Source organism: Streptomyces sp. NPDC040410 (assembly GCF_055595715.1).
The window spans coordinates 37,038-54,176 of the sequence record NZ_JBVIVK010000008.1; the positions used below are offsets into that span (position 1 = coordinate 37,038).

The 17,139-nt window shown below is 70.9% G+C and carries 14 protein-coding genes and 2 pseudogenes; 5 read left to right on the plus strand and 11 right to left on the minus strand.

The genetic code is table 11. The features are described 5' to 3' along the window. Positions 1–4 precede the first annotated feature (4 nt). Positions 5–718, minus strand: coding sequence for an SIMPL domain-containing protein (locus ACZ562_RS18070; protein ID WP_471179712.1), 714 nt, complete (start codon positions 716–718; stop codon positions 5–7). A 150-nt stretch (positions 719–868) separates the two neighbouring features. Between ACZ562_RS18070 and ACZ562_RS18075 the strand changes: the two genes are divergently transcribed. Next, positions 869–2,674, plus strand: coding sequence for a bifunctional metallophosphatase/5'-nucleotidase (locus ACZ562_RS18075; protein ID WP_471179715.1), 1,806 nt, complete (start codon positions 869–871; stop codon positions 2,672–2,674). A 183-nt stretch (positions 2,675–2,857) separates the two neighbouring features. Here the strand turns inward: ACZ562_RS18075 and ACZ562_RS18080 are convergent, their stop codons facing one another. The 5 genes from ACZ562_RS18080 to ACZ562_RS18100 all read right to left on the minus strand — a co-directional run bounded on the left by ACZ562_RS18080 (position 2,858) and on the right by ACZ562_RS18100 (position 10,062). Beyond that, entirely contained in the window at positions 2,858–4,285 is a 1,428-nt protein-coding gene (locus ACZ562_RS18080; RefSeq protein WP_471179718.1) for a lysine N(6)-hydroxylase/L-ornithine N(5)-oxygenase family protein, read from the minus strand. Continuing rightward, entirely contained in the window at positions 4,282–5,664 is a 1,383-nt protein-coding gene (locus ACZ562_RS18085) for a pyridoxal phosphate-dependent decarboxylase family protein (protein WP_471179720.1), read from the minus strand. The genes ACZ562_RS18080 and ACZ562_RS18085 overlap by 4 nt, the downstream gene beginning before the upstream one ends. 729 nt (positions 5,665–6,393) lie before the next feature. Next, complete coding sequence (gene pepN / locus ACZ562_RS18090; RefSeq protein WP_471179722.1) at positions 6,394–8,916, minus strand: aminopeptidase N; 2,523 nt, start codon at positions 8,914–8,916, stop codon at positions 6,394–6,396. A 136-nt stretch (positions 8,917–9,052) separates the two neighbouring features. Further along, positions 9,053–9,571, minus strand: coding sequence for a response regulator (locus ACZ562_RS18095; protein WP_471179725.1), 519 nt, complete (start codon positions 9,569–9,571; stop codon positions 9,053–9,055). 140 nt (positions 9,572–9,711) lie between these two features. Then, complete coding sequence (locus ACZ562_RS18100) at positions 9,712–10,062, minus strand: chorismate mutase (protein ID WP_471179727.1); 351 nt, start codon at positions 10,060–10,062, stop codon at positions 9,712–9,714. 134 nt (positions 10,063–10,196) lie between these two features. Between ACZ562_RS18100 and ACZ562_RS18105 the strand changes: the two genes are divergently transcribed. Further along, positions 10,197–11,078 carry a hypothetical protein gene (locus tag ACZ562_RS18105; protein ID WP_471179729.1) on the plus strand — a complete coding sequence of 294 codons (882 nt, stop codon included), beginning with the start codon at positions 10,197–10,199 and terminating at the stop codon, positions 11,076–11,078. A 149-nt stretch (positions 11,079–11,227) separates the two neighbouring features. Continuing rightward, positions 11,228–11,944: an enoyl-CoA hydratase family protein gene (locus ACZ562_RS18110; protein ID WP_471179731.1), complete on the plus strand. Its 717-nt coding sequence runs from the start codon at positions 11,228–11,230 to the stop codon at positions 11,942–11,944. 115 nt (positions 11,945–12,059) lie between these two features. Here the strand turns inward: ACZ562_RS18110 and ACZ562_RS18115 are convergent. The 3 genes and pseudogenes from ACZ562_RS18115 to ACZ562_RS18125 all read right to left on the minus strand — a co-directional run. Further along, a pseudogene (locus ACZ562_RS18115) lies at positions 12,060–12,267 on the minus strand (thiolase family protein); the annotation flags it as partial. Between the two features lie 34 nt (positions 12,268–12,301). Further along, complete coding sequence (locus tag ACZ562_RS18120) at positions 12,302–12,937, minus strand: TetR/AcrR family transcriptional regulator (RefSeq protein WP_471179734.1); 636 nt, start codon at positions 12,935–12,937, stop codon at positions 12,302–12,304. A gap of 25 nt (positions 12,938–12,962) precedes the next feature. After that, the gene (locus ACZ562_RS18125; RefSeq protein WP_471179737.1) at positions 12,963–13,121 is read right to left on the minus strand and encodes an SDR family oxidoreductase; all 159 of its coding nucleotides are present in this window, start codon (positions 13,119–13,121) and stop codon (positions 12,963–12,965) included. Positions 13,122–13,125: 4 nt separating this feature from the next. Here ACZ562_RS18125 and ACZ562_RS18130 point away from each other — a divergent pair. Beyond that, positions 13,126–13,482: pseudogene (locus ACZ562_RS18130) on the plus strand (acyl-CoA dehydrogenase family protein); the annotation flags it as partial. Here ACZ562_RS18130 and qcrB read toward each other — a convergent pair. Then, positions 13,457–15,115, minus strand: a complete 1,659-nt coding sequence (qcrB, locus tag ACZ562_RS18135) for a cytochrome bc1 complex cytochrome b subunit (RefSeq protein WP_471179739.1) — start codon at positions 15,113–15,115, stop codon at positions 13,457–13,459. The pseudogene ACZ562_RS18130 and the gene qcrB overlap by 26 nt on opposite strands. A 74-nt stretch (positions 15,116–15,189) precedes the next feature. Beyond that, entirely contained in the window at positions 15,190–15,915 is a 726-nt protein-coding gene (locus ACZ562_RS18140) for a vWA domain-containing protein (protein ID WP_471179742.1), read from the minus strand. A 152-nt stretch (positions 15,916–16,067) separates the two neighbouring features. On the opposite strand from ACZ562_RS18140, the gene ACZ562_RS18145 reads away from it, so the two are divergent. Continuing rightward, positions 16,068–16,979 (plus strand): rhomboid family intramembrane serine protease, encoded by a 912-nt coding sequence (locus ACZ562_RS18145; protein ID WP_471179745.1) that lies wholly within the window; start codon positions 16,068–16,070, stop codon positions 16,977–16,979. Positions 16,980–17,139 lie beyond the last annotated feature (160 nt).

The following is a 17,139-nucleotide window of genomic DNA, read 5'->3' on the forward strand; positions in this document are numbered from 1 at the left end:
TCGGCTACAGCCGTGGCGGCGCCATGGTGAAGCGGGCGTTGACCTGGGCGTGGACGTGTTGGCGTTGGGGTTCGAGGTCGAGGGCCGCCGCACTGTCCTCGGCCTGCGCGGCGTAGGCCACGGAGCGCATGCGGCCGGCGGGGGCGGGCGGGTAGGACTGGGGGGCTTCGGCGCCGATGTCGGCGAGTTCCACGAGGGCCGCGAGGTTGGTGCCGAGCGCGTCGGCGTACTCCCGGGCGCGCTGGACGGCTTCCCGTACGGCCTGTTGGCGGGCTTCCCGGTGGGCCGGCGAGTTCGGGCGCAGGGCCCACCAGGGGCCGTCCACACGGGTGAGTTCCAAGTCGGCGAGGCGGGTGGTGAGTTCACCGAGGGCCGTGAAGTCGGTGAGTTCGGCGGTGATGTGGACGCGGCCGTGGTGAGCGTGGATGCGTTCGCCGCGGCCGTGTTCCTTGAGTTCGGGGGTGATGGAGAAGGAGCCGGTTTCGAGGCGTTCGACCGCGTCGCCGTAGGTCTTGATGAGGTCGAGGGCGGTGGTGTTGCGGCGGGTGAGGTCGTCGAGTGCGCTGCGGCGGTCCTTGCCGCGGGAGGCGACGGTGATGCCGATGCGGGCGATCTCGGGGTCGACTTCGAGGTGTGCTTCACCGCGGACGGCGATGCGGGGGGCGTCGGGGGTGCCGTAGGGGACGGCGGGTCGAGGGTCTTCCGGGGAAGCGGCCATACGTCCCACTCTGTCACGTCTTACCTGGTTGGAGCCCCGCACTTCACGGGTCAGGTCACCAGATCGCAACCTCCTGGACCTGTTGCCTTCAGTCATGACCAGGTCAGAATCTACGCGCGTCATTGACCCGTCGGCCGAGGAGAACCTGACATGCCGTTGAACCGCCGGAAGTTCCTGAAGAAGTCCGTCGTGACCGGAGCGGGGGTCGCGCTGACCGGTGCGGCGGCGACTCCGGCGGCCGGGGCCGCGGAGGCGAAGACTCCTGCGAAGCCGGCGAAGCGGTACTCGCTGACGGTGATGGGCACGACCGACCTGCACGGTCACATCTTCAACTGGGACTATTTCAAGGACGCGGATTACACCGACAAGGCGGGCAACGCGCAGGGGCTGGCGCGCATCTCGACGCTGGTGAACCAGGTCCGTGCAGAGAAGGGGCGCTGCAACACGCTGCTGCTGGACGCGGGTGACACGATCCAGGGCACCCCGCTGACGTACTACTACGCGAAGGTGGACCCGATCACCGCCGAGGGCGGTCCGGTGCATCCGATGGCGCAGGCGATGAACGCGATCGGTTATGACGCCGTGGCGCTGGGGAACCACGAGTTCAACTACGGCATCGAGACGCTGCGGAAGTTCGAGGAGCAGTGCCGCTTCCCGCTGCTGGGCGCGAACGCGCTGGACGCGAAGACGCTGAAGCCGGCCTTTCCTCCCTACTTCGTCAAGGAGTTCCACGTGCCGGGCGCCCCGCCGGTCAAGGTGGCCGTTCTCGGTCTGACCAACCCCGGTATCGCGATCTGGGACAAGGCGTATGTGCAGGGCAAGTTGACGTTCCCGGGGCTGGAGGAGCAGGCGGCGAAGTGGGTGCCGAAGCTGCGGTCGACGGGCGCGGACGTGGTGGTCGTGTCGGCGCACTCGGGTTCGTCGGGCACGTCGTCGTACGGTGACCAGCTGCCGTACGTCGAGAACTCGGCGGCGCTGGTGGCGCAGCAGGTGCCGGGAATCGACGCGATCCTGGTCGGGCATGCGCACGTGGAGATCCCGGAGCTGAAGGTCACCAACGAGAAGACGGGCAGGACGGTCGTGCTGTCGGAGCCGCTGGCCTACGCGGAGCGGCTGTCCGTGTTCGACTTCGAGCTGGTCTTCGAGAAGGGCCGTTGGACGGTGGAGTCGGTCGCGGCGTCGGTGCTCAACTCCAACACGGTCGCCGACGACCCGAAGATCACCAGGTTGCTGAAGGACGACCACGACATCGTCGTGGAGTACGTCAACCAGGTCGTGGGTACGGCGACCGAGACGCTGACGACGGTGGAGGCCCGTTACAAGGACGCCCCGGTCATCGACCTGATCACCAAGGTTCAGGAGGATGTCGTCAGGGCGGCGCTGGCGGGCACGGAGTATGCGTCGGTGCCGGTGATCGCGCAGGCCTCGCCGTTCTCGCGGACGTCGGAGATCCCGGCCGGTGACGTGACGATCCGGGATCTGTCGAGTCTGTACGTGTACGACAACACCCTGGTAGCGAAGCTGATGACGGGTGTGCAGATCCGGGCGTACCTGGAGTACTCGGCGGAGTACTTCGTGCGGACGGCAGCCGATGCGGTGGTCGACGTGGACAGGCTGACGAACGCGAACGGCCGTCCGGACTACAACTACGACTATGTGTCGGGTCTGGGCTACGAGATCGACATCGCGCAGCCGGCGGGTTCGCGGATCAGGAACCTGACGTACGAGGGTGTGGCGCTGGACGACACGCGGCAGTTCGTGCTGGCGGTGAACAACTACCGGGCCAACGGCGGCGGTGCGTTCCCGCACGTTGCTTCCGCCACCGAGCTGTGGTCGGAGTCGACGGAGATCCGGACGCGGATCGCGGAGTGGGTGACGGCGAAGGGTGTCCTGAACCCGGCGGACTTCGCGTCGGTGGACTGGAAGCTCACACGGAACGGCACGCCTGTCTTCTAGTACCGCGTCAGCCACGGTTCGCCCGTCAGGGAGCGGCGTCCCCGCGTGCTCTCGACCTGGCTGACGCGGCACCGGCTCGTCAGAGCTGAACGGCGCCGGCACCGCTCGCGGAGACGGTGGACGCCGCCCTGGCCTGGTACCGGGAGTGGCTGGTGCACGCCTGATCCCCCTCTCCCCCTCCGCCTATCGCCCCTCGACCGGCGGTGTGAGCGTCGGAGCCTGCCGGGCGGGCGGGATCTGCGGCTGCTGTGGCAGGCCGAAGCTGGTGAAGGCCGTCCGTGCGGGCAGGGGGTAGGTCTCCTTGCCGGTCAGGGAGTTGAGGATGGTGGCGCTGCGCCAGGCGGCGAGTCCGAGGTCGGGACTGCCCACGCCGTGCGTGTGGCGTTCGGCGTTCTGCACGTAGACGTTGCAGCCTGTGCCCGTGACGGACGGGTCGAGGGCGAGTCGGAAGTGTTCGTCGATGCGCGGGCGTTCGCGGCCGTCGCGCCGCAGACAGGGGTCGAGGCCGGCGAGGATGTGGTCGAGGGGGCGTTCGCGGTAGCCGGTGGCGAGGACGACGGCGTCGGTGCTGAGGCGGGAGCGGGTGTTCTGCTGGATGTGCTCGACGTGGAGTTCGATCTTGGCGGTGGCGATGCGTCCCGCGGTGCGGACGCTGACGCCGGGGGTGAGGACGGTGTCGGGCCAGCCGCCGTTCAGGGTGCGGCGGTAGAGCTCGTCGTGGATGGCGGCGATGGTTCCGGTGTCGATGCCTTTGTGGAGCTGCCACTGCGCGGTGACGAGGCGGTCGCGGACGGGTTCGGCGAGGGCGTGGAAGTAGCGGGTGTAGTCGGGGGTGAAGTGCTCCAGGCCGAGCTTGGAGTACTCCATGGGGGCGAAGGCCTCGGTGCGGCCGAGCCAGTGGATCTTCTCGCGGCCGGCGGGGCGGTGGCGCAGCAGGTCGAGGAAGACCTCGGCGCCGGACTGTCCCGTGCCGACGACGGTGACATGCCCGGCGGTGAGGAAGGTGTCGCGGTGGGCGAGGTAGTCGGCGGCGTGGACGACGGGCACGCCGGGGGCATCGACGAGGGGTTTGAGCGGTTCGGGCACGTGGGGTGCGGTGCCGATGCCGAGGACGACGTTCCTGGTGTACGTACGGCCGGGAGCCGCGGCTTCCCCGTCGGCGTCGAGCCGGGTGAAGTCGACCTCGAAGACGCCGCGTTCGGGGTTGAAGCGGACGGCGTCGGCCTGGTGGGAGAAGTGGAGTTCCGGGAGGTTCTCGGACACCCAGCGGCAGTAGGCGTCGTACTCGGTGCGCTGGATGTGGAAGCGCTCGGCGAAGTAGAAGGGGAACAGGCGGTCGCAGGCCTTGAGGTGGTTGAGGAACGACCAGGGGCTGACGGGGTCGGCGAGGGTCACCAGGTCGGCGAGGAAGGGCACTTGGACGGTGGCGCCGTCGATGAGGAGGCCGGGGTGCCAGTCGAAGGCGGGGCGCTGGTCGTAGAAGACGGCGTCGAGTTCGCCGAGGGGGTGGGCGAGGGCCGCGAGGGAGAGGTTGAAGGGGCCGATGCCGATGCCGACCAGGTCGCGGGGCGCGTCGGGCTCGTGGCGGGGCGGGCGGGGGGTCGTGCTCATCGAGGGGGATGTCCTTCCACGAGTTCTTCCACGAGCGTCAGGAGCGCGGCCAGGTCGTCGGGCCGGGTGTGGGGGTTGAGGAGGGTGGCCTTGAGCCAGAGGCGGCCGTCGAGACAGGCCCTGCCGAGGACGGCGCGTCCGTCGGTGAGGAGTTCTCTGCGTACGGCGGCGACGGCGGCGTCGGTGGCGCGGGCGGGCCGGAACAGGACCGTGCTGATGGTGGGCGGGGCGTACAGCTCGAATCCGGGACGGCCGTGGACGAGGGCGGCGAACTCGCGGGCATGGTCGCAGACTCGGTCGACGAGTCGGCCGAGGCCGGTCCGGCCGAGGGTCTTGAGGGTGACGGCGATCTTGAGGACGTCGGGACGGCGGGTGGTGCGCAGGGAGCGGCCCAGGAGGTCCGGCAGACCGGCTTCGGTGTCGTCGTCGGCGTTGAGATAGTCGGCGCGCTGCCGGAGTGCGGTGAGGTCGTGGGGGCGGCGGACGGTGAGGAGGCCGGCGGCGACCGGCTGCCAGCCGAGTTTGTGCAGGTCGAGGGTGACTGTGTCGGCTTGGTCGAGGCCGGTGAGTCTGCCGCGGTGGCGGTCGCTGAAGAGAAGCCCTCCGCCGTAGGCGGCGTCGATGTGCAGACGGGCGCCGTGGGCCGCGCACACGGCGGCGATCTCGGGGAGCGGGTCGATGAGGCCCGCGTCGGTGGTACCCGCGGTGGCGGCGACCAGAAAGGGCCCGCTGCGGTGACCGGCGCCGCCGCTGAGGGCTTCGGTGAGGGCGGCTGGGTCGAGGGTGCCGGCGGGGGCGGACACGACGACCGGGTCGGGCAGCCCGAGCAGCCAGGCGGCACGGGCCAGCGAATGGTGGGCGTTCGCCCCGCAGACCAGCCGGACGCCCGTGCCGTGCACCTCGCGGGCCAGGAGGAGGGCGAGTTGGTTGGACTCGGTGCCGCCGGTGGTGACCAGGGCGTCTGCCGCGCCGGTCTCGCGGGCGAGCGCCCGGGTCACCAGTGCCTCCAGTTCGGAGGCGGCCGGGGCCTGGTCCCAGGAGTCGAGGGACTGGTTGAGGGCGGAGGCGGCCAGGTCGGCGGCGGTGGCGACGGCCAGGGGCGGGCAGTGCAGATGGGCGGCGCACAGCGGGTGGGCCGGATCGGCGGCTCCTTCGGCGAGCGCGTGGACGAGGGCGCGCAGGGCGTCCGGGTCGCCGTGCTCGGGCAGTACGTCCCCGGCCGCGTCCCGCAGCCGGGCGGCGACCGCGTCCGGTCCGCCTGCGGGCAGCGGTCCCCCACGCGCCCGCCGGCTGGCGTCCAGCGCGCCGAGCACGGTGTCGAGCAATGGCCGCAGGGCATGGGGGCCTTCGGGGCCCGAGGCGAGGGGCGGCGTGCTCATGAGGTCCTCCCGGGCGCGGGCAGAGGGAGTTCCAGCTTGTACGCGGATGCGTGGTCGCGCGCCCGGAAGGTCCAACGATCGGAACCGACAAGGAGGTACGTCCGTGTGGGGACGGGGTGTGGGTTCCTCCTCCTTTCCCGTGCGGGTCAGCCGATGCGGGCCGGTGTCGTGGACCTGCGGCCCGGTGTCGGCTTGACCTGCGGCCCGGTGTCGTGGACCTGCGGCCCGGTGTCGGCTTGACCTGCGGCCCGGTGTCGTGGACCTGCGGCCCGGTGTCGTGGACCTGCGGCCCGGTGTCGGCTTGACCTGCGGCCCGGTGTCGTGGACCTGCGGGCCGGTGTCGTGGACCTGCGGCCCGGTGTCGTGGACCTGCGGCCCGGTGTCGTGGACCTGCGGGCCGGTGTCGTGGACCTGCGGTTCCGACAGGATGGGTCTCGTCGCTCCTTCGAACCGGCCGGTGGGCCGGTCGAGTTGCAGTCGGGTCACCTCCGCCCCGGCGGGCGGGGCGGGGGGCTGAGGGGTCGCGGGTCGGCGCGGGCACGGGCCGGCCGGCGGCGACCAGCCGCTCCACAGGGCACGGGCCGATGTTGCCGGTGGCGCCGGGTCACGACGATCCCGGTTCCTCCGGCTGCTGATCGCCCTCGGCCGCAGGGGCCAGGAATCTTCGGCCGTACGAGCCGGAGGACCTGGCCGCGCGAGCCCACGAGGGACGATCAGCCCACCGCGTCGTCAGCAGCGGCGACCGGCCGTGCCCACGTCCCGGCCCTGCGCCTCCCTCACCCGCAACGCCCGTGCGAGGTCGTCGAGTTGGTCGGCGAGTTTGCGGCGCAGGGCGGGGATCGGGTCGGCGTCGCGCAGGCACTGCTCGCCGAGGCGCAGGGTGTCGGCGTCGACGGCGTGGGCGGGGAAGGCCCAGCGGCCGGCGGCGTCGGCGATGGCGGGACCGCGGCGGGCGGCGACGGCGACGGCGTCCTCGTAGTAGCGCCGTACGTACTCCCGTACGAGGTCGGCCTGTTCGGGCTGCCAGAAGCCCCGGGCGGTGGCGGTGAACAGGTAGTTGGAGAGGTCGTCGCCGGCGAACATCGCGTCCCAGGCCTTGGCCTTGGCCTGCGGGTCGGGCAGGGCGGCCCGGCATCGGGCGGCGCCCTCCTGGCCGGTGGCGCTCGGGTCGAGGTCCAGCTCGGCGGCGATGGCGTCCTCGTCGGTGGCGCCGAGGACGGCGAGGCGGCCGAGGACCCGCCAGCGCAGCTCCGGGTCGAGCTCGGGGCCGCCGGGCACGGTGCCGTCGGCGAGCCAGGCGGCGATGGTGTCGGGGTGTGCGGCGATGTCGATGAAGTGGCGTACGGCGATCAGGCGCAGGCCGGGGTTGTCGCCGTCCTCGGTGCGCCGGATGAGGTCGCGGCACAGGGCGGTGAGGGAGGTGAGGGCTGCCGGCCGCTTCTCGGCGGTGAGGTAGCGGTCGGCTGCGTGGGCGGTGGCGAAGGCGAGGACGCCCTGGACGACGGCGAGGTCCGTCTCGTGCGGAAGGTGGGTGCAGGCGGCCTCCAGATAGGCGGGGACGGCCAGTTCGCCGTCGCGGACCGCGTCCCTGAGGGCGTTCCACACGACCGCGCGGGTGAGCGGCTCGGGCAGGCCGGATAGTGCGGCACGGACGGTTTCGAAGGAGCCGGGGTCGAAGCGGACCTTGGCGTAGGTCAGGTCGCCGTCGTTGAGGAGGAGCAGCGCGGGGCGCTTTCCGATGGGCTGGGCGGCGGTCTGCGGGACGTCGAGGCCGAGGCGTTCGCGCAGGACGAGGTGGCGGCCCTCGTCGGCGACGTCGAGGTCGTACAGGCCGGCGGCGATGCGGTGCGGGCGGCTGCCGGTGTGGTCGACGGTGAGGGTGCAGGTGCCGTCGGTGGCGGGGGCGACGCGCGGGATGAGGGTGTCGACCCCGGTGGTGCGCAGCCAGGCGTCGGCCCAGGCGTGGACGTCGCGTTCGGTGGCGCCGGCGAGGGAGTCGATGAAGTCGGCGAGGGTGGCGTTGCCGAACCTGTGGCGGGCGAAGTGGGTGTTGATGCCGGCCAGGAAGTCCTTCTCGCCGAGCCAGGCGACCAGTTGGCGCAGGGCGGAGGCGCCCTTGGCGTAGGAGATGCCGTCGAAGTTGAGGAGGGCGGAGGCCGTGTCGTCGACGGCTTCCGGGGCGACGGGGTGGGTGGTGGGGCGCTGGTCGGCGTCGTAGCCCCAGGCCTTGCGGGAGACGCCGAAGTCGGTCCAGGTGTCGGTGAAGCGGGTGGCCTCGGTGAGGGTCTGGTAGCCCATGTACTCGGCGAAGGACTCGTTCAGCCAGATGTCGTCCCACCAGCGCAGTGTGACGAGGTCGCCGAACCACATGTGGGCCATCTCGTGGGCGATGACCATGGCACGGGTCTGGCGCTCGGTGTCGGTGACCGCGGAGCGGTAGACGAACTCGTCGCGGAAGGTGACCAGGCCCGGGTTCTCCATGGCGCCGGCGTTGAACTCGGGGACGAACGCCTGGTCGTAGGAGTCGAAGGGGTAGGGCTCCTCGAACTTCTCGTGGTAGCGGTCGTAGCACTGCTTGGTGATCTCGAGGAGTTCGTCGGCGTCCGCGTCCAGGTAGGGGGTCAGGGAGCGGCGGCAGTGGATGCCGAAGGGCAGGCCGCGGTGCTCCGTGCGCACGGAGTGCCAGGGGCCGGCGGCGACGGCGACGAGGTAGGTGGAGATCAGCGGGGTGGCCGCGGCCTGCCAGCGGCCCTCGCCGAGGTGGTCGGTGATGCCGTTGGCGAGGACGGTCCAGCCTTCGGGGGCCTTCACGGACAGGTCGAAGACGGCCTTGAGGTCGGGCTGGTCGAAGGCGGCGAAGACGCGCTGCACGTCGTCCATGAACAGCTGGGTGTAGACGTAGGTTTCGCCGTCGGTGGGGTCGGTGAAGCGGTGCATGCCCTCGCCGGTGCGGGAGTAGCGCATGGCGGCGTCGATGCGCAGCTCGTGCTCGCCGGCGGTGAGGTCCTTCAGCGGCAGCCTGTTCTCGTCCAGGGACTTCGCGTCGAGGGGCTGTCCGTCGAGGGTGACGGAGCGCAGCCGGGCGGGCTTGAGCTCGACGAAGGTGTCAGCGTCCGTACGGGCCGTGAACCTGATGACGGTGCGGGAGTCGAAGGTCTCGTCGCCGGTGGTCAGATCGAGGTCGATCGTGTAGCGGTGGACGTCGAGGAGCTTGGCACGGGTCTGCGCTTCGTCGCGCGTCAGTACGGACATGCACGACATGCTGCCTGATGGCTCTGGCGACGCACAGAGGCGGATCGGTTCGCGGCCCATGTCCGGCCCTGCTCGCAACTCCCCGGCGTGCGCCCACAGGCCCCGGGGCCCGATGCCACCGACTCGGCAGGAGGGCCTAGGCCCGCTGCGTCGGCAACCGGGCGGCGCCCGGGCGGTGCAGGGCGGGGCGCACGGGGTGTTCCCCGGCGGCTTCGGCGTGGTCCTTGACCAGCGCGCGCAACTCGCGCGCCTCCTCCTCCAGCGCGAGGTGGCGCTGGTGGGCGTCGAACAGGTAGCGGACCTTGGTGCGCAGGGCCCAGGGGTCGATGGGCTTCATGACGAGGTCGGCGACGCCGAGTCCGAAGGCGGTGGAGGTCAGTTCGTGGTCGGGGCCGAAGCCGGTGAGCAGGACGACGGGTATGTGCTGGGTCTGCTCCAGGCGCCGCATGTACCGGACCACGTCGAGGCCGCTGACGCCCGGCATGCGCACATCGAGCAGGAGGAGGCCGACCTGACCGCGGAGCACGTGCTTGAGGGCCTCGTCGCCGCTGGTGGCGCGGCCCAGCCGGTAGCCCAGCGGGGCCAGGGCGCTCTCGAGGGCGTACAGCGTGTCCTCGTGGTCGTCGACGATGAGGATCCTGGCATCCGACGGCATGGCCCGGCGTCCCTTCCTCGTGGACAAAACAGCATATGCCCGAGGGGCTGACGGGGCGTGCTCGTCAGCTGACAAGGAGTGCACAGCGCAGCATGCCTCCCGCGGGCCGCCGTGTCACGTCCTGGGGGCGGATGCCGAGGTCAATTGGCCAGGTGCGCCGAGCCGTTCACCGTGTCCTCGGCGATGCGCTCGTGGTGGCGGATGACCTCGCCGATGATGAAATTCAGGAACTTCTCAGCGAACGCCGGATCAAGCTTGGCGCTCTCGGCGAGGGCGCGCAGACGGGCGATCTGCCGGGCCTCGCGGTCCGGGTCGGCGGGCGGCAGCTGGTGCCGGGCTTTGAGGTGGCCGACCTGCTGGGTGCACTTGAAGCGCTCGGCGAGCATGTGCACGACGGCCGCGTCGATGTTGTCGATGCTGTCGCGCAGCCGGGCGAGCTCCTCGCGCACGGCGGGGTCGACGTCACCGGTTCCGGTGTTGCTGGTGGTCATGGGCGACCACCCTACGTGGCGTGCGCCGCCCGCCTGTGGGTGGACCGTCGGAAACGGCGGGAATCCGGCGAGGGAGAATCCGCCCGCGCCCTCGTACAGTGGAACCGGGTTCACGGCGTCTTGGGGGTACGGGCGTGGCGAACGACGGACCGGTTGTGCACGGCTACCCACACCTGGACACGGTGCGGGCCGCCATCACCGCGCTCTACAAGAGGCTGTCCTACGACACCATCCAGACGTTCTCGACCAGCGTGGCCCCCGCCGACGTGGCGTTCTGCGACACCGACGACTTGTATCTGGGCGCGCAGCGGGTGGCCCGCGAGCTGGTGCGCCACTACCGTCTGCCGGACGCGCGCGTGATCGTCGGCTTCCGCGAGATGCAGTACGCGGCGAATGTCGAACTCGCCGCGGGCCCCGAGTACTTCGTCGAGCTGAACGACCGCTTCCGCAGCCATCGCCGGGACATCGGCGCGGCTCTCGCCCACGAGGTGATGCACGTCTACCTGCACCGGCTCGACCTGGCCTTCGACGGCACGCGCGACAACGAGATCCTCACGGACACGGCGACGACGTACCTGGGCGCGGGCTGGCTCCTCCTGGACGCCTACCGCGAGGACGCGGACTCGTCGCAGAAGCTGGGCTACCTGACACCGGAGGAGTTCGGCTACGTCCTCGCCAAGCGGTCGCTGGTCTTCGGCGAGGACCCGTCGGTGTGGTTCACCAGCCCGCAGGCCTACACGGCGTACGGGAAGGGCATGGCCCAGGCCCGGCTCGACGAGGAGCAGCCGCCGCTGACCGCGGCCGGCTGGGCGGGCCGGCGCCGCTACGCCCGCGACCGCCGCCACGCGCCCGGACCTCAGCCCGGTGTCCCCTACGCCTTCACGCCCGACGGCGGCGGGCGGCTGCGGGTCTCCTTTCCCTGTCCGACCTGCCAGCAGCGGATCAGGGTGCCGGTAGGGGGGCGCGTGCGCGCGCGGTGTGCGCTGTGCCGGACGGTGCTGGAGTGTGACACGTAGGTGTGCTGGTGCCCGGAGCCGGTGGGCGTCACGGGGGCCGCCGGCCCCGGGCCCCGCTTCGGCCTGGACGGCCTCATCCTCGAACCCCGGACGGGCTGAGATTGCCGTGACCGGCGCCGTGCAGGGCGACCCCGACGGCTGAAAATGCCATGACCGGCGCCGCGAGACCGGCTGCACGCACGCCCCCTACGCCCCGTACACCGCGCCCCCGGCACGTCCGCCGCCGCCAGCAGCTTCAGCGCCGTCTCCCCGGCCTCGGCCGGGCTCCACCGTGCCCCTTTGTCGGCGCTCGGACCCGCCCGCCAGCCCTCCACAAGGAGATACAGACGCGGAGGCAGGGCGCGCTGGCAGGCGCCAACCGCGGCTGCTTCGAGGCCTTCGCCGCGGTGTACGAGTGCGAGGTTCCCGTGGTGGCTGCCGTGCAGGGCTTCTGTCTGGGCGGCGGCATCGGCCTGGTGGGGAACGCGGACCTGATCGTGGCGAGCGAGGACGCCACCTTCGGGCTGCCCGAGCTGGACCGCGGGGCGCTGGGCGCGGCCACGCATCTGGCCCGGCTGGTCCCGCAGCATCTGATGCGTGCCCTCTACTTCACCGCGCGCACCGTCACCGCGTCCGAGCTGCATGCGCACGACTCGGTGTGGCGGGTGGTGCCGCGCGCGCAGCTGCGGGCGGCCGCCCTGGAACAGGCCCGCGAGATCGCCGCCAAGGACGGGGAGCTGCTCCGGCTGGCGAAGGCCGCTGTCAACGGCATCGACCCCGTGGACGTGCGCCGCAGCTACCGCTTCGAGCAGGGCTTCACCTTCGAGGCGAGCGTCAGGGGCGTCGCCGACCGGGTCCGCGACACCTTCGGGAAGGAGGATGCGTAGGTGAGTGACAAGACGATGACCGCCGACGAGGTCGTCTCCCGCCTGGAGAGCGGCATGACCCTCGGCCCCGGGAACCGACCACGGCGGAGCTGGGCCTGATACGCGAGGTCATCTCACACGGGCACAGGAGGTCGCCGGCTGATGGAGACCGCACTTTCCAGACAGCCGAGGACGACGTCCTCGACGGCCGGGTCCACGCCCGCGCGCGAGACGAGTTCCTTCAGCACATGCGCGCCCAGGTCGGCCGGGTGGACCCCGCTCAGTCCTCCCCCGCGCCGCCCGACGGGCGTACGGACCGCTTCGACGATGTAGGCGTCGGCCATGGCAACTCCCAGACTCTCCGATGAGCTACGTGAGTCATGTGCGTACGGCGATCCCGTCCAGCACCATCGACAGGTACTGCCGGGCGATCTCCTCCGGGCTGTGCTGTCCGCCCGGCCGGTACCAGGACGCGGCGACCCAAACCGTGTCGCGCACGAACCGGTAGGTGAGCCGGACGTCGAGGTCCGCGCGGAAGACGCGGGCCGCGACGCCGTGCTCCAGCGTGGACAGCCACGCCTTCTCGAACCTGCGCTGGGACTCGGCGAGGAACGCGAACCGCTCCTGCGCGACCAGCTGCCTGGACTCCCTCTGGTAGATCGCGACGGCGGCGCGGTGCCGGTCGATCTCCCTGAACGATTCGGTGACCAGGGCTTCGAGGGCCTCCCGGGGCCCGAGCCCGGCCGCCAGGACGGTGTCGTAGCCGTCCCAGAGCTCGTCGAGGAAGGTGCGCAGGATCTCCTCGAGCATCGACTCCTTGGAGTCGAAGTGGTAGTAGAGGCTGCCCGCGAGCATGCCCGCATGGTCCGCGATCTTGCGTACGGTGGTGGCGTTGTAGCCCTGCTCGGCGAAGACCTCGGCGGCGGTGTCGAGGAGTTCGCGGCGGCGGTCGTGAGCGGCGGCGCCCGCGGGCTGCTTCGCGGCGGTCACCTGGGGCTTCTTCTTGGTCGGCACGGTTCCATTGTGGTCTGTCCGGTCGTCAGGGATGCCGGCTGCTGACGGAGACGACCTCTCCGGTCATGTACGAGGAGTAGCCGGACGCCAGGAACACGATCACGTTGGCCACTTCCCAGGGCTCGGCGTACCGCCCGAAGGCCTCGCGTGCGGTCAGCTTGCGAAGCAGCGCGGCCGACGTCACCTTCGACAGGACGGTCGCGTACGTCAGGCAGCGCACCCAGTTCGGTGTCCCCGTCGGCTCCTTCCAGGCAGTCAAACACCGCCTCGCCGACGCGAAGACCGCCCTGGAGTTCGCACGCCCCCTGGTCTTCGGCGCCGCGCTGACAATGACCCCGGCCGACGTGGCGGCCGCCCGCGTCACGGCCTGCGAGGCGGCGTACGCCACCGCCCGTACGGCCCTCCAGTCGCACGGGGCGATCGGCTACACGGCGGAGTACGACCTCTCGCTCTGGCTGGGCAAGGCCCGCGCCCTGCGCACCGCCTGGGGCGGCCCCCGCTCGGGCCGGGCCCTCGTCCTCAGTGATGCGAGTCGCCGCTGGTGACCTCCCGGTACTCCTCCACCGACGGCTTGGCGATCCGTGACTCGGAGCCGAACATGGCCCGGGCCAGCCGCGCGCGTACCCGCTGCGACGGCCTGACCCGCCGCCGTACGCCGTTCGCGTCGACGAGCGGCCCGATCTCGTACGGCGGGTTCTGCTCGTGCTGGGTGAGGGTGAACCGCCGGCCCTGCGGGAGGGGTTCGTGTACTTCGACGTACTCGCCGTTCGGGAGCCGTTTGATGGTGCCCGTCTCCCTGCCGTGCAGCACCGTGTCCCGGTCGCGGCGCTGCAGCCCGAGGCAGATGCGTCTGGTGACGAAGAAGGCGAGGACCGGCATCACGAAGACGGAGACCCGCACGAACCAGGTGATCACGTTGATCGACAGGTGCAGATGCGTGGCCACGATGTCGTTGCCGCCGCCGATCAGCAGCACCGCGTACAGGCTCAGCCAGGCCACGCCGAGGCCGGTGCGGACGGGTGCGTTGCGCGGCCGGTCCAGGATGTGGTGCTCGCGTCTGTCGCCGGTGATCCACGCCTCCAGGAAGGGGTAGAGGCCGAGGGCGAGCAGGATCAGCGGGAAGAGCGAGAAGGGGATGAAGACGCCCAGCGCCAGGGTGTGGCCCCAGGCGTTGATCTCCCACCCCGGCATCACCCGGATCAGGCCCTCGGAGAAGCCGAGGTACCAGTCGGGCTGGGCGCCCGTCGTCACCAGGTCCGGACGGTAGGGCCCGAACGCCCACACGGGGTTGATGCTGGCGATGCCGCCCATCATCGCCAGCACGCCGAAGACGAGGAAGAAGAAGCCGCCGGCCTTGGCCATGTAGACCGGCAGGAAGGGCATGCCGACCACCGACTTCTCGTCCCGGCCGGGCCCCGGGTACTGCGTGTGCTTGTGGTAGAAGACCAGGATCAGATGGGCGACCACCAGGCCCAGCATGATCCCCGGCAGCAGCAGGACGTGGATCGGGAAGAGCCGCGGGATGATGTCGTGCCCCGGGAACTCGCCGCCGAAGAGGAAGAAGGACAGGTACGTCCCGACGATCGGGACGGACAGGATCGCGCCCTGGGCGAAGCGGATGCCGGTGCCGGAGAGCAGGTCGTCGGGGAGCGAGTAGCCGGTCAGGCCGGTGATGATGCCGAGCATCAGCAGGGACCAGCCGAACACCCAGTTGAGCTCGCGCGGCTTGCGGAACGCGCCGGTGAAGAACACCCGCATCATGTGCACGAGCATTCCGGCCACGAAGACCAGCGCCGCCCAGTGGTGGATCTGCCGGATCAGCAGCCCGCCGCGCACGTCGAAGCTGATGTCGAGCGTGGACTCGTACGCCCGGGTCATGATGACGCCGTTGAGCGGCTCGTACGAGCCGTTGTAGACGACCTCGGTACCGCTCGGCTCGAAGAACAGGGTGAGGTAGATGCCGGTGAGGATCAGGATGAGGAAGCTGTAGAGGCAGACCTCGCCCAGCATGAAGGACCAGTGGTCCGGGAAGACCTTGCGCATGTTGGCCTTGGCCAGCCCGTACAGGCCGAGCCGCCCGTCGGCCCAGTCGGCGACCCGCTCGCCCTTGGCGACCTTGCCTCTGCGTGCGGAGCCCCCCGTGCCCGCCGCCTCGTTCCCCGGTCGTGCGCCGTCCATGTGTCGTCGCCTCCCCGTCGGATCAACCTCAGGGTAGGCACGGCGACCGGACAGAGCCAACGGTGCCGCCAATCTCAGGACGCCCGCACGATCCCCTGCGCCCGTGCGGCCTGCAGCCACTTCGGGAACTCGCCCACCAGCCGGTCGTACAGCTCCGCGTCGGACACCTTCCGCGGATCCGAGCCGGCGTGGAAGAACCCGGCGTTGTCGACGGCCCGCTTGCCCGGCACCGCCAGTTCGTCGAGCTTGCGCAGGAACTCGAACTGCCTGCTGCCCGGGTCGCCGAAGCCGATGAACTGCCAGAACAGCGGCAGCTTCGCCGCCTTGCACAGGTACCGTTCCGCGGCGAGCTTGTTGATCGGCCCGCCGTCGGTCTGGAAGACGACGAGGGCGGGGTCCTTCGACCCGCTGTCGAGGTAGTGGTCGATCACGGCGTCCATCGCGAGGTGGTAGCTGGTCTTGCCCATGTGCCCGAGCCCGTCCACGATCCGTGCGACCCGGCCCTGGTGGTCGGCGAGGGCGATCTCGGTGACGGCGTCGACGTCCGTGGAGAAGAACACCGCCGGTACGGTTCCGTCGTCGTCGAAGTGCGCGGACAGCCCGAGCACCCGGTCGGCGAGCGCCTGCACGCTGCCGTCCTGGTAGTAGGGCTTCATGGACCCCGAGTAGTCGACCACGAGATAGACGGCCGCCCGCACGCCGTCCAGCCCGTGCCTCGCAAGGGAGACCCCGGCGCTCTTGTAGAGGCTGACCAGCGCGGGCGCGGTCTCCTCGACCTTGCTGAGACTGATCGCGGCCATCTGTACTCCCCCTCGTTCACCGGCACCGGAACTGCCGCCGAGGCTACGTCACTTCTGCCCCACCTCCCGCTCCTTTCACAGGCGTTCGCTATTTTGTTCGCCGCCGTCCCCACCGGCTCACCATTCGTCCCGTCCCCCGCGAGGAGCCGGCCGTGGAGTCCGAGTCCACCGTCACCACCTGCTACGGCCATCCCAGGGTGGAGTCGCACGTCCGCTGCACACGCTGCGACCGGTACATCTGCCCGGACTGCATGCGTGCGGCGTCCGTCGGCCACCAGTGCGTGGAGTGCGTGAAGGAGGGGGCGCGGTCGGTACGCCATGCGCGTACCGTGTTCGGCGGGCGGATCACGGCGGCGCCCGTCGTGACGTACGTGCTGATCGGGCTCGACATGCTCGCCTACCTGGGCGAGCTGGTGCGTCCGGCGATCGTGGACCGCTTCGAGATGCTGGGGGCCGGGCTCGTGGGGGCGGACGGCGGACACTATCTGTGGCAGCAGCCGTACCCCGCGGACTTCAGCCCCGAGGGTGTCGTCGCCGGCGAGTGGTACCGGCTGCTGACCGGCGCCTTCCTGCATCTGCCGCCCACCGAGGGGACGTTCGGGATCCTGCACATCGTGATGAACATGATGGCGCTGTGGAACCTGGGACGCGTGGTGGAGGCCCAGCTCGGCCGTGTCCGCTACCTGGCCCTGTACCTGCTGTCGGCGCTCGGCGGCTCGGTCCTGGTGCTGCTGCTCGCGTCCGGCGAACCCACCGTCGGCGCGTCCGGCGCGATCTTCGGTCTGGGAGCCGCCTACTACGTCATGGCCCGCCGCCTCGGCGCCGACATGAACGCGGTCAACCGGTTCATGGCGGGCCTGCTGCTGTGGCTGGTGATCTCCGCCTGGTTCACCTCCTGGGAGGGCCACCTCGGCGGTCTGCTGGCCGGCGGGGCGGTGACGCTGGCGTACGCGTACGCACCCCGGGACCGGCGCCGCGGCCTGGTCCAGGCCGCTGCGTGCGCGGGTCTGCTGGTGCTGCTGGTGGTCCTGACGGCAGGCAAGGTCACCGGGCTGACGGGCTGAGCGCCGTCACCACCCGCCCACTTCAACGGGATCCGGCCGCTTTGGGCGGCCGGGCGCTTCCTGGCGACGGGGCACGAGACGTGTCCCGTGGCCGAGTGGCACCAGGTGCGGGTGGAACTGAGGCCCGCGGCCACATGCGGCGGCGCCTGCCCATTCGTCC

What these genes read in the sequence shown, in the direction of transcription:
- ACZ562_RS18080 (WP_471179718.1), bottom strand. Translation starts at nt 4,285, where the DNA reads ATGAGCACGACCCCCCGCCCGCCCCGCCACGAGCCCGACGCGCCCCGC.
- ACZ562_RS18075 (WP_471179715.1), top strand. Translation starts at nt 869, where the DNA reads ATGCCGTTGAACCGCCGGAAGTTCCTGAAGAAGTCCGTCGTGACCGGA.
- qcrB (WP_471179739.1), bottom strand. Translation starts at nt 15,115, where the DNA reads ATGGACGGCGCACGACCGGGGAACGAGGCGGCGGGCACGGGGGGCTCC.
- ACZ562_RS18140 (WP_471179742.1), bottom strand. Translation starts at nt 15,915, where the DNA reads ATGGCCGCGATCAGTCTCAGCAAGGTCGAGGAGACCGCGCCCGCGCTG.
- ACZ562_RS18100 (WP_471179727.1), bottom strand. Translation starts at nt 10,062, where the DNA reads ATGACCACCAGCAACACCGGAACCGGTGACGTCGACCCCGCCGTGCGC.
- ACZ562_RS18085 (WP_471179720.1), bottom strand. Translation starts at nt 5,664, where the DNA reads ATGAGCACGCCGCCCCTCGCCTCGGGCCCCGAAGGCCCCCATGCCCTG.
- pepN (WP_471179722.1), bottom strand. Translation starts at nt 8,916, where the DNA reads ATGTCCGTACTGACGCGCGACGAAGCGCAGACCCGTGCCAAGCTCCTC.
- ACZ562_RS18095 (WP_471179725.1), bottom strand. Translation starts at nt 9,571, where the DNA reads ATGCCGTCGGATGCCAGGATCCTCATCGTCGACGACCACGAGGACACG.
- ACZ562_RS18070 (WP_471179712.1), bottom strand. Translation starts at nt 718, where the DNA reads ATGGCCGCTTCCCCGGAAGACCCTCGACCCGCCGTCCCCTACGGCACC.
- ACZ562_RS18110 (WP_471179731.1), top strand. Translation starts at nt 11,228, where the DNA reads ATGACCGGCGCCGCGAGACCGGCTGCACGCACGCCCCCTACGCCCCGT.